This window comes from Deltaproteobacteria bacterium (assembly GCA_021159305.1).
Lineage (GTDB): Bacteria > Campylobacterota_A > Desulfurellia > JAGGSF01 > JAGGSF01 > JAGGSF01.
In genome coordinates this window covers 1-11,862 of the sequence record JAGGSB010000008.1, presented here as the reverse complement: position 1 = coordinate 11,862, position 11,862 = coordinate 1, and the positions used below count along the sequence as shown (strand labels likewise).

The following is an 11,862-nucleotide window of genomic DNA, read 5'->3' as shown; positions in this document are numbered from 1 at the left end:
AAGATATTGATTCCTATAAGCTGTTGGAATTTGTTTGATAATTTCCTTTTCTGTCTTGCGCAATATTCTCTCATCATCTTCGCTGAGTTGAAAGAAAACTATTTCAAAATCTGCATATTCAGCAACAATTTCTGTGTCTTTTATTTTTTCTTCAGTTTCCTTATTAAAATCATGAGGAAAATATGAAATATAAGGGTTATAATTCCAGCGTCCTATTGCTATCTTTTTTAAATCTTCTTTCGTTCTTAAATTACTTAGATAAAAACCCATTATTCTTATATTAGCACATTCTATAATAATTTAACATTTTCATAAAAACCTCCAATTTTTCACGGCAAACCGAAGATTTGTCATATAGATTTTTGGTGAGGCAATTCGGGTGCTTGACCGAAATTGTAATGTGATATATAATAATAGTGTTTCGCCCTGGGATACATGTGGTCGGGATGTGTTTTCCCTTGAGCCAACGCCTAACTATGGGATGTGGGTTTATCTCGCAAGTTTATCTTGCGAGGTCGAAATATCCACCTTGTTGTTAGGTTCAGGGAGGCTATTCGCACGGTATTCTGGGGCGTTTTAGATAATGTAAATGGAGATAATTAAAGATAGATTTGGGAGGAAATAAACAAAATTGTTAAGCAAGTGGAATTTAGAATAGCGCAGATAGGATTTCATTGGAATAATAATGATAATGGGAATATGAGAGAGGCTTGATATAAGTATAGAAGAATGGATACTAATGCAATAATTGAGTCGGGCAATGTGACGGCTTTGGCTCTTTTAGCAAAAGAGATAAATATAAATTTTATTTTTAAGAGATTGGTAGCTTTGATTTTTGGCAATTTTTTAGAAAATGTATCCGCATGGCCCATAAAATCATTCCAATGTGAGCGATTTTTTTAAATAAATCCTACAAGCAATAACTAATTAAACTAAAAGTTCCATTTGCTTTTTTGTTAGAGAGAGCATGGAAAAAGATAAGTTGCGTGCATGCGTATTAAAAAAGCGGATAGGAATGTTTCAGCAAGAAGTAAGGATAAAAAGTGCGCTTATCTGTCAAAAGCTGCTTAATTTCCTGGAAGAGAAACAGGCAAAAAGAGTAATGCTCTATTATGCAATCAAAAACGAAGTTGACCTGAAGCCACTTGCAACCTGTCTTTTAACATTAGGATATAAGATAAGCCTGCCCGTGACAAAAAATGAGGAAATAATACCTGTTTCTATCGATCATTACGATCACTGCTGCAAGAAGGGATACAGGGGAATTTATGAACCCTACCTATTAAAAGGACGGATAATCCACAAAGATGAAATTGACGCAGTAGTTGTGCCGGGTGTCACCTTTAACCAACGAGGATATAGAATTGGCTATGGGAAAGGTTTTTACGACCACTTCCTTAAGAGTCTTAAAGCAATCAAATTGGGGGCAGCTTACAGTTGGCAAATTATAAATTTTAAAGAAAAAGAATATGATGTGCCAGTAGATGTTGTATTCACAGAAAATTCAGTTTTAAGGAGAGAAAAATGAGTGAAACAGGAATTATTGTGTGTTTTTTCTCTTTTCTTCTGGGCATTATTGTCACCTTCATTTACCTATCACAAGTTTCTAAAAATAGAAAGGAATATAGCAAAAGGATAATCTCGGATGCAAAGAAGGATGAAGAAAGGATACTGAAAACTGCACAATTAGAAGCGAAGGAATATCTTATAAAAGCAAAATCTGATTTTGAAGAAGAGGTGAAGGAAAAAAGAAGGGAAATGCAAAAACGGGAAAATAGGTTACAGTTCAAAGAAAGAGGGCTGGATAAACGACAGATATTGATGGAGGAAAAATTTGAAAAGTTACAAAAAGAAGCTTTATTATTAGAAGAAAAGGAGAAAATTGCAGAAAGAGAAAGTAAAAAAATAGAACAGCTTTCTTTAGAATGGCGACAAAAACTGCAAGAAATAGCAGGAATAACTGAAAGTAAAGCAAAAGAAATTATCATAAAGAATATGCAGGAAAAAGCGAAAAAAGAGGCATTAAACTACATAAAAAATATAGAAGAAAAAGCAAAAGAAGAGGCAGAAAAGCACAGCCAGAATATTATCTCCCTCGCTATAGAAAGAATGAGTGGTAGTTTTGTTGCCGAAAAAACCGTTTCTACTGTCAGTTTGCCTTCAGATGAAATGAAAGGAAGAATTATTGGCAGAGAAGGAAGAAATATCAGAACGTTTGAAAAGGTAGCAGGTGTTGATCTAATAATTGATGATACACCAGAGGTGGTAGTAATCTCCAGTTTCAACACTTTACGCAGGGAAACAGCAAGAATTGCTCTGGAAAGATTGGTTGCTGATGGAAGAATACATCCCGCGAGAATTGAAGAAATAATAGAAAAAGTAAGAGAAGAATTAAATCAAGAAGCGATAGATGAAGTAAAAAGGATTACATTTGATTTAGATATTCCTAATCTACATCCGGAGATAATAAAACACCTCTCCATGCTCAAATTCCGTACCAGCTATACCCAAAATGTACTTGCCCATTCGCAGGAGGTTGCCTACTTAGCAGGTATAATGGCAGCGGAGTTAGGATTGGATGAAAAGCTTGCCAGAAGAGCAGGACTCCTGCATGACATTGGAAAATCTATAGATCAGGAAGTAGGAGGAAGCCATACTAAAATTGGCGCAGAGATAGCCAAAAAATATGGGGAATCGGAAAAGGTAATTAATGCCATACTTTCTCATCACGGCGAGGTAGAATGCAGCTGCCCTGAATCTGTATTGGTAGCCGCTGCTGACACCCTCTCTGCCGCCAGGCCAGGGGCGAGAAAGGAAATTTTAGAACATTACATCAAGAGATTAGATGGATTAGAAAAGACCGCACTTTCTCACGAAGGTGTAAAAAATGCTTATGCTATGCAGGCAGGAAGGGAACTGAGAGTAATTGTAGAAGAGAAAAGTTTAAGTGATGCAGAGAGTGTAATATTGTCAAAGGAAATCGCTCAAGAGATTGAGGAAAAAACAACCTATCCTGGACAGGTAAAAGTTACAGTAATCAGAGAAACAAGGGCGATTGACTATGCCAGATGAGTTAAAGATATTATTTATAGGCGATATTGTAGGGAAACCGGGAAGAAAGGTATTTTCCTATTTTATACCAAGCCTAATTGAGAAATATAAAACAGATTTGGTTATTGTAAACATGGAAAATATAGCCGGCGGGTTTGGCATAACGGTAAAGACCTATAGGGAGTTAGAAAACTTAGCGGATGTATTTACCTCTGGCAATCATGTGTGGGACAAAAAAGAAACACTTGAAAATATAGATGAGATGCAGAAACTCTTAAGACCATTGAATGTTCATCCTTCTTTGCCTGGAAGGAAATATAAGATCTTAAAAATTAAAGGGGTTAGAGTTTTAGTGACAAATCTTTTGGGCCGTGTATTTATGAAACCTATTGACGATCCATTTCAGACTATAGACAATCTCCTTCAAGAAATAGAAGCCGAAGTAAAAATCATAGACTTTCATGCTGAAGCAACATCGGAAAAAGAAGCAATGGGATGGTATCTAAATGGACGAGTGACAGCAGTGGTAGGCACGCATACCCATGTGCAAACTGCAGATGAACGCATTTTAAGCAAAGATACAGCTTATATTACAGATGTGGGCATGACAGGCAGCCTGGACGGCATAATCGGTTTTAAAAAGGAAGAGGTAATAGAAAAAATTGTCTACGGAATACCAAAGAGATTAGAAACATGCAAAACAAACCTGCACTTAAACGGTGTCTTTATAAAATGTAATTTAGAAGGAAAAGCACACTCTATTAAAAGAATAGATGAGGTAATGAAAGATTAAAAGGGACATAACACTGTTATGTCCCTTTTTTACAAACTTAAACTATTTTTCTACTTTGTAACCTGCCTTTTTCCAACCAAATACAAAACCTTTCTGTAAGTTCTTTGCGTTTCCATAGCCCATGGTCACAAGTCTCAAAGTAGCCAAGGAACCTCTTCCACCCGACTTACAATAAACAACGATAGGTGTAGCCTTGTCCGGTACGAGTTGCGCAATCTTGAATTCCATAAGTCCTCGAGGCAGATTCTTGGCATAGGGAACATGTCCTGCTTTATACTCTGATGGTTCCCTCACATCTAGAATCACAAGCTTTCCTGCTTTTGCCTCTGAGAGTTCTGCATTTAACTCTTTTGGTGTAATCTGTGCAATGTATTCCTGCGCTATTTTGACCAAATCTCCCTTAGTTGGCCAAGCATAACTCATAGATGCAACAAATACCACTGCCAACCAGGCCAGCAACACAGATTTCAGATACCTACGCATAAAAACCTCCTATAAAAATAATTTATGTTTAACATCCTTCAAATTCTGTCTCTTCCGTTTCCTTGGGTGCAATCTCTGGTTTGGCTTTTTTCTTAGGTTTTACTGTTATTTTTCCACCCGAGATTATCTTATCGTAATTCTCCCATGCTACATCATTCCAGGGATTTTCTTGAATAGCCTTTTTGAAATAATTTCTTGCCATTTCCATGTCTCCTTCAGACACAGCCTTTTTCCCCTTTGTAATGTATTCTGCGCATGCTGCCTTACTAAAAGTGTAGGGTTGAACAGCAGATGCCTGATTTAAGGAAATTATAAACATAAAGAGAAAAATTGCAATAGCGATAATAATCAATGATTTTTTCATCATTTGTCCTCCTTATACTTCCACATAATATACCCGTGGTTTTACACCTAACATATTTGCCTTTGGCTGCCATACTTTTTTTGCCTTCTGATGTAAGAGCTTATATACCTCACTGTTCTTATCATTTAAATCACCAAATACCCTGGCTTCTGTTGGACAGGTAGACGCGCAAGCCGGCTCCATGCCTGCCTTCAAACGTTCCACACAAAATGTGCATTTATCTACTATACCCTCATCTTCATTATAGTATCTTGCATTGTAAGGACAGGCAAGCATACACATCCGACAACCAATACATCTATCTTTATCAACAAGGACCATGCCTTCTTCATTATGATAACTTGCCGATGTAGGACAAACACTAATACAGGGCGCATTTTCACAGTGGAAACACAAAAGCGGCATGAAATTTATACCTTCAACTTGTCCGCTTTCTATTTTCTCTCCTTCCAAAATTTCTGTTCTAAAATATTCTTCTCCCAACGGCACCTTATTTTGAGCCTTACAGGCAATGGTGCATGCTTTACAATCTATACAATTGCCGGGAACAAGAACCATTGCATAATCTTTTTCTTTCATTTGCCCTCCTTATGCCTTCTTTATTTTTACAAAGCTGTCTTTATGATAAGCATAGGCACCACTTATGGGATCAACTGCTTCAGAAGCAAATTCCCCATCTAATGCACCCTTTTCATAACAAAGGGTCAAAAATGGCGAAAATCTACCGAACCCATGAGCAATAAATACACAATCCTTCCTTATACGAGAAGTAACATAAGCCTCTATGGATGAAGATTTTTTGTTTCCCTGCACAAGTACTACTTTATCTCCATTTCTAATACCCAACATACCTGCTTCATCTTTATTTATCCATAGCTTGTTTACAGGATAAGTTTCATGTAACCAGGGATTGTTTTCGGTGCGGGCGTGAGTATGTACCGACACCCGTCCAAACAAAAACCTATATGAACCCTTGGGCGGAGATGATGGCCTCTTATACACAGGCAAAGGATCATAACCATGTTTCTTAAACAATGTAGAATACAACTCAACCTTGCCGGTTGGTGTAGAAAACCGTATTTTCTTTCCCTGCGCTCTTCTATATGGATCACCTTCTTTTACAATTACACCATTTTTTTTCAACTCCTTTTGCTCTTCTAAGGAAAGTTTAGAAAATTTGTATTCTATAATTTCCTTCATACTCATAGGAAAATATTCTTCTAAACCCATTTTTTTGGCAATCATTCTACAGATTTCCCATTCATCTTTGGTATCATATAGGGGTTTTACCGCCGGTTCTCTATAGGTAATAAACGGCTGGATAGCACCGCCTGCTTTTAAATCACCGTATTTTTCCAGATAGGTAGATGCAGGTAGTATAATATCAGAATAGAGACACATTTCTGTAGGATATACATCAACAGTCACAATAAAATCTAAATTTCCAATAGCTTTTTTTAGCGTTTCTCCCGGTCTCGCCACATCCATAACTGGATTTGCACCAGAAACGAACAAGCCCTTAATAGGATAAGGTTTTTGTTCTGCTATTGCTTTAACCAGACCATTCGTTCTTCCAAATGATGCAGGAGCAAGAGGAAAATCTGAACCTTTGCCACAACCGTCGGCACGCTCAAAATTCTTTATCTTGGGCAATTTTGGCAACGGTGCTTTGGGAGCTTTAGTTTTCGTAGTATGATAATATCCCCCTGGCATTTCCCAATTTCCCAAAAGTGCATTTAATATCGCAATGGCTCTGGCATTCTGTGTATCATCACCGTAACGGGATGTTCTCCTTGCAGGGATAACGACAGAAGAAGGAGCATAACGAGCTAATTCCCAGGCAATTTTCCTGATTGTTGCTGCAGGTATATCCGTTTCTTTTTCTGCCCATTCAGGAGTATACTTTTCTACATGCTCTCTCAGTTCATAGAAACCATAACAATAGTTTTCTATGAAATCTGCATTATATAGAGCATCTTTGATAATGACATTTATCAAAGCCAAAACAAAAGCCATGTCTGTGCCTGGTTTTATAGGCAACCATTCATCTGCTTTTGCCGCCGTTTTTGTAAATCTTGGATCTACATAAACGATCTTTGCATGTTTGGATAAGGCAATACCCAGGTTTTTAGCATCACCCATCATTACCGATTCAGCTATATTTCTACCCACAAGAAGAATATATTTACTGTTCGCTATATCATAATACTCATGAGAAGAAAGATCTTTGCCATATGTACCAAACCAGCCCATAAGGCGAGAAGCCCTACAGGAAGAATAGGAAGGCTCCGCACTGTTCTTTGCCCCCATCGCATCAAACAATCTTTTAGCAGCATGTCCGGCCGTGCCATGAGGAACTATGGCTAAAGCTTTTGCACCATGTTTTTCTTTAATTTTTGTCATTTCTTTAGCAACGGTGCTTATTGCTTCATCCCATGAAATCTTTTCCCACTTGCCTTCACCCCTTTTACCTACTCTTTTCAATGGAGTTTTTAACCTATCTGGATCGTACAGAAGCATAACACCAGCATTACCGCGAGCACACACCTTTCCGTAGTTGTATGGATGATAAGGATTGCCCTCTATCTTCCTCACTCTTCCGTTTTCCGTAAACACATCTATACCACAGCCCCAAAAGCACATCTCACACCAGTTGTGAGTAACTTTTGGCTTAAATGGTTTTATCTCTGGATATTTACCCGGTTCCGGAACACCAAAACTGCTGAGTATGCTTGCGTGTGCCTTCTGCTTGAAGAACAATGGGTAGGACGCGGCAACGCCTATTGCTGCTCCTTTTAAAAACCCTCTTCGTGATATTCCCATACACGCCTCCTCTATCAAAAAACCACAAATCTACAAAAAAACAAACCCTGTTAGAACCATAGCTGTTCTTAAGAAAAAAAACAAGATTGTATTTACTCACTTAAGAAGAAAAACAAGATTGTATTTACTCACTCATAATTTAACTTAAAATCTCTCCAAAACCAAAATTGATAATCAGTTTTATAATAATGAACTAATTATTACATTACATATAGAGATTATTCTAACTTTTTGTTATGATACATTATATAAAGAAGAAAAAGTTATGAAAACAACAAGAATTCCCATAGTGCAAATTAGCGATAAAAAAAGAGAAAATATTGAAGATACAATTGTAAGAGAATTTCATCTCAAGATTTTTCTAAACGAAAAGGAATTAACAACACTTGTGTGTTCCCCATCAAATTTAAACTATTTGGTTACAGGCTTTCTCCTGTCTGAAGGCTTGATTAGAGAAAAAAAAGATTTAAAATTCAATATACAAGACGAGAATAGAGGCATAGTTTGGGTAAAATCAGAAGAAAAAAGCACACCTGTAATTAAAAAAGTAAAGTCAACATTTACTATAAAAAGCGAAGAGCTTTTTAACCTTATGCAAGAGTTTGATAATTACTCATTAATCTATAAAAAAACAGGTGGCGTCCATAGCTCTACCCTCTGTTCAAAGGAAAAAATCATATTGTTTGCGGAAGATATAGGGAGACACAATACAATAGACAGAATACTCGGAGAATGTCTTATCAAACATATTCCAGCCGATGACTGTGCAATAATCACCAGTGCAAGAATATTATCATCAATGCTAAAGAAAATAGCACTGAGAAATATACCGTTAATTTCTTCCGTATCTGCACCTACAGATTTGGCAATTGAGTTAGCCAAAAAACTGAACATAACCATTGTAGGATTCGCCAGAAAAAAGAAAATGAATGTATATTCAAATAACTGGCGAGTAACCTAATTGATATACTGGCAGGGGTTATTAAAACCCCTGCCGATTTTAACTAAAGCTCAATAAAGTATACATTGGGCTCGGTGCCCATCTCCGGCCTCAACGTCCAGGTTCTCTTTGCCTTAGCAAGCAACTTATAGGCATCAGAATTTCTATCGTTCAGGTCACCAAATACCCTGCAGTCTGTTGGACACACAGCTGAACACATTGGTTCTTTCTTCTCTTTCAATCTATCCAGACAGAAATTGCATTTGTCTACTACACCTTTTTCTTCATTATACCATCTGGCATTATATGGACAGGCAAGCATGCACATCCTACAACCGATGCATTTTTTATCATCTATAACTACAACGCCATCCTCTTTCCTCTTATAGCTTGCGCAGGTTGGACAAACACTTACACAGGCAGGATTATCACAGTGAAAACAGAGGATAGAGATAAAATCCATATGCAAGTCATCATAGTTATCGCCACTCTGCCCCCACTCTTTCTCTAAAACCTTTGTCCTAAAATTTTCCTTGCCAAATGGTACATCCCAGGTAGCCTTGCAGGCTACATAGCATGAGCCACAATTTATACACCGATATGGTACCACAACCATTGCATAATTATTTTTCTTTACTGGCCTTTCAAACATAAATCCCTCCTTTATTCCGCCTTTCCATTAATTCTAAATTTGAATATTCCCTCGCCCAAGAAGAACAGGAAGAACAAAAGGCCGAAGGCACCCATTACAGTAAGAATTTCTACGCCTGATGGATGATATTGCGCGTACATTGGTGCATACTCCGGTCTTACAGCAAACGCCTGCCATACAGGAACAATCTGTCCTGCTATACAGAAATCGTAATGGGAAGAGAATGTTCCTATAAGAACAAGAATAGAAGCAACAAACGCAACAACCGCAGATTTTCCTTTAGAAGCGGCCAATAGTATAAAAGGTATAATAATACCGCAGATTATCTCAAACAGATAGAAGTTTACAGAAAGAGGACCTGCCGTTAAGGCTTTTGTTGCTTCGTATTTGCCTGGTGCAAAGCCAAATTTACCGCTCATTATATACCATATATAGAATAGAGCCACTACAAGTAAAAATATAGTCTGCAGTTTTACAGCTGATTCTAAAAGTTTGGGATTATTCACTCCTCTCAATTTAGAAACCCATACCGTGCATAGGATAAATAAAGCCATACCTGAGGTCATAGACAGGGCAAGGAAAAAGAAAGAAGGGAAAGCGCCAAACCAAAATGGTCGGGCAATAGTAGAGCCAAAAATATATCCCACATTTGATCTTGCTATAACATCCAGAATGAGTGCTACTGCACCAAATACAATAGCTATCCCGTATTTCTTAGACATAAGTAGTATAAACTCTACAATGGCAAAAATAAGATAAAACGCATATAACCAGGCCATCATCAGGATAGGTGCGGAAAAGTTTGGTGAGGTAACAAATAAATATGCTTTAAATGTATGGCCTAAATCAAAGGCGATGGCGAAGAAACCAGCCAGCATAGAAACAATCGCCAGCCATGCCGCTCTGGATGTTGCCGCTTCATAAACATCAAAACCAAACAGGTGTCCTAACGCAGCTATCACACACAAGCCTGTGGTAATACCCACAAAGTAAGTATAAGAGGCAAGCAAAACACCTGTTACTATATCTCGAGATATATGATGCAAACCAGGTATAAACCAGCTATATAAACCTGTAATACCACCAATTGCCAATACTATCAGTGATATTATCAACCATAGCAGATATGAACCCGGCAATCTCTGAGCTTCCGTTCCATTCATATAAACCTCCTTATCCTCCACTTTCTAACAGGCTTCTTTCATAATTTAAGAAACCTGTTGCAATTTTTGATATTCCTTTATAAAAGGATGCCTTTTCAGAAACTGAAATCTCTTTGCAAACAAAGGGAATCCACTTTAACAATTCCTTTAGAAATTCCTTTTGTAAATTTAAAAATTTCGGGAAATCTTCTTTCTCAAAATTTTCTATCTCTTTATCACACAGATATTTCATAAAATCTAATTCTAATGCAATGTGATCTTCAGTTTCCACACATTTCTCAGACTTTTCTAAACCCGCCTTTAAATATGTCTCTTTTACTCTTAAAAGCACTTCCCCAGTCCTGCCTTTTACATATTTTGTCTCATAAGGTGTAACCACAGCCTGCGTCGGATCCACAAACAGGCTCTCAAATTCATCTTTTAAACACTCTTGAACTTGGGAGACGCTACTGTGGTTCTTCACCCATTGTTTAACTGTTTTTATTCCCTCTTTCATTTCATCGTTTAAAACAAAAGACTCAAATTGAGTGAAGAAATCACCATTAACCATATCATCAGCCAATTCTTCAGGCGGTGCTTCTAAAAACAGACGAGATAGAAAAGCATATATTTCTCTTCTCTTCTTAATCGTTTCCAACTCCATCATCTATTCCTATGCTTTGTATATCTTGCACAGAGCAACCTTTGTCTCCTGCATCTGGGTTGTATAATCATAACCATCTACAGTGATAATATTCACAGAATCACCCACTGCCAATGCTACGGTAGGTGTTCCATCTGGATTCTTGGGATACCTGTCTGCATAGGATTTTCCTTCAAATACACCTGCCCAATGATAGGGAATAAATGCTATCTTTCTCAGCTTATCATATGCTACTCTCTTGGTAACCATCGCCTTTACCCTGCATCTTCCTCTCAGTGTCTCTACCCATACAAAATCCCCATTTCTTACGCTTATCTCTTTGGCTAAGTTGGGGTGAATCTCTACATATACGCAGGGAGAAAGTTCCACTAAATAAGGACAGCTTCTTGTCTCTGCTCCACCACCCATGTGTTCTACCTGTCTACCAGAGGAAAGGACGATGGGATACTTATCTCCCAGGTTCTTTCTCTGCTGCTGTAAGGTTTTATATTTCGTAAGCACTCTGTAAAATTTGGGCTTATCTTTATAGGTAGGATATTTCTCTATTAAATCTGGCCTTGGTGACTCTATGGGTTCTCTATGAACAGGCACAGGATCTGGCAGGTTCCAGGCCCATATCCTCGCCCTACCTCTTCCGGTAGGTGGTTCACCCTTAGCCAGCGCTTGCCTTATCGCTGTCAAACTCAGATCCAAGCCAAATTTAACACCGTTGTATGTAGCCTGAGGAACAGGATGGTCACCACGTAGGAGACTGTCTCCCACATGCTTTCCGGTTTTATTTTTTTTCACCTTAGATCCCCATTTTGCTCTGATGTCATGTCCGCCATCTTTTACCGGTTTGCTTGAATCATACAACAGCGGTGTGCCGCAATGGGTATCTAACCAGCAGGGCCATGGCAGTCCCCAATACTCACCCTTGCAGGGACCGGATTTTGCTCTGGTATCCTCTA

General features: G+C 38.0%; 14 protein-coding genes. 5 read left to right on the top strand and 9 right to left on the bottom strand.

The genetic code is table 11. From position 1 onward, the window contains the following. Positions 1-270: hypothetical protein (locus tag J7J10_00585; protein MCD6129443.1), on the bottom strand; the 270-nt coding region annotated here is incomplete at its 3' end. Between the two features lie 459 nt (positions 271-729). On the opposite strand from J7J10_00585, the gene J7J10_00580 reads away from it, so the two are divergent. From J7J10_00580 to J7J10_00565, 4 genes are all read left to right on the top strand, one after another. Next, on the top strand, positions 730-903 hold the full coding sequence (locus J7J10_00580; protein MCD6129442.1) for a hypothetical protein: 174 nt from the start codon (positions 730-732) through the stop codon (positions 901-903). A gap of 64 nt (positions 904-967) precedes the next feature. Continuing rightward, a complete protein-coding gene (locus J7J10_00575) occupies positions 968-1,528 on the top strand; it encodes a 5-formyltetrahydrofolate cyclo-ligase (GenBank protein MCD6129441.1) in 561 nt (186 codons plus the stop codon). Next, positions 1,525-3,072 (top strand): ribonuclease Y, encoded by a 1,548-nt coding sequence (gene rny / locus J7J10_00570; GenBank protein MCD6129440.1) that lies wholly within the window; start codon positions 1,525-1,527, stop codon positions 3,070-3,072. The genes J7J10_00575 and rny overlap by 4 nt, the downstream gene beginning before the upstream one ends. Next, entirely contained in the window at positions 3,062-3,844 is a 783-nt protein-coding gene (locus J7J10_00565) for a TIGR00282 family metallophosphoesterase (GenBank protein MCD6129439.1), read from the top strand. Before rny ends, J7J10_00565 begins: the two co-directional genes overlap by 11 nt. Before the next feature lie 42 nt (positions 3,845-3,886). Here the strand turns inward: J7J10_00565 and J7J10_00560 are convergent, their stop codons facing one another. The 4 genes from J7J10_00560 to J7J10_00545 are packed head-to-tail and all read right to left on the bottom strand — an operon-like array spanning position 3,887 to position 7,514. Continuing rightward, positions 3,887-4,327: a hypothetical protein gene (locus J7J10_00560; GenBank protein MCD6129438.1), complete on the bottom strand. Its 441-nt coding sequence runs from the start codon at positions 4,325-4,327 to the stop codon at positions 3,887-3,889. A 28-nt stretch (positions 4,328-4,355) separates the two neighbouring features. Next, the gene (locus tag J7J10_00555) at positions 4,356-4,691 is read right to left on the bottom strand and encodes a hypothetical protein (protein ID MCD6129437.1); all 336 of its coding nucleotides are present in this window, start codon (positions 4,689-4,691) and stop codon (positions 4,356-4,358) included. A 12-nt stretch (positions 4,692-4,703) separates the two neighbouring features. After that, positions 4,704-5,270, bottom strand: coding sequence for a 4Fe-4S dicluster domain-containing protein (locus tag J7J10_00550; protein ID MCD6129436.1), 567 nt, complete (start codon positions 5,268-5,270; stop codon positions 4,704-4,706). Positions 5,271-5,279: 9 nt separating this feature from the next. Next, the gene (locus tag J7J10_00545; GenBank protein ID MCD6129435.1) at positions 5,280-7,514 is read right to left on the bottom strand and encodes a molybdopterin-dependent oxidoreductase; all 2,235 of its coding nucleotides are present in this window, start codon (positions 7,512-7,514) and stop codon (positions 5,280-5,282) included. A 265-nt stretch (positions 7,515-7,779) separates the two neighbouring features. On the opposite strand from J7J10_00545, the gene J7J10_00540 reads away from it, so the two are divergent. Beyond that, on the top strand, positions 7,780-8,475 hold the full coding sequence (locus J7J10_00540) for a formate dehydrogenase accessory sulfurtransferase FdhD (GenBank protein ID MCD6129434.1): 696 nt from the start codon (positions 7,780-7,782) through the stop codon (positions 8,473-8,475). A 43-nt stretch (positions 8,476-8,518) separates the two neighbouring features. Here J7J10_00540 and J7J10_00535 read toward each other — a convergent pair whose 3' ends face one another. The 4 genes from J7J10_00535 to J7J10_00520 form a co-directional block, all read right to left on the bottom strand. Next, positions 8,519-9,106, bottom strand: coding sequence for a 4Fe-4S dicluster domain-containing protein (locus tag J7J10_00535; GenBank protein MCD6129433.1), 588 nt, complete (start codon positions 9,104-9,106; stop codon positions 8,519-8,521). 11 nt (positions 9,107-9,117) lie between these two features. Continuing rightward, positions 9,118-10,269, bottom strand: a complete 1,152-nt coding sequence (nrfD, locus tag J7J10_00530) for a polysulfide reductase NrfD (protein ID MCD6129432.1) — start codon at positions 10,267-10,269, stop codon at positions 9,118-9,120. A 10-nt stretch (positions 10,270-10,279) separates the two neighbouring features. After that, positions 10,280-10,912, bottom strand: a complete 633-nt coding sequence (locus J7J10_00525) for a molecular chaperone TorD family protein (GenBank protein ID MCD6129431.1) — start codon at positions 10,910-10,912, stop codon at positions 10,280-10,282. A 9-nt stretch (positions 10,913-10,921) separates the two neighbouring features. Next, the coding region (locus tag J7J10_00520; protein MCD6129430.1) for a formate dehydrogenase subunit alpha at positions 10,922-11,862 on the bottom strand (941 nt) is incomplete at its 5' end.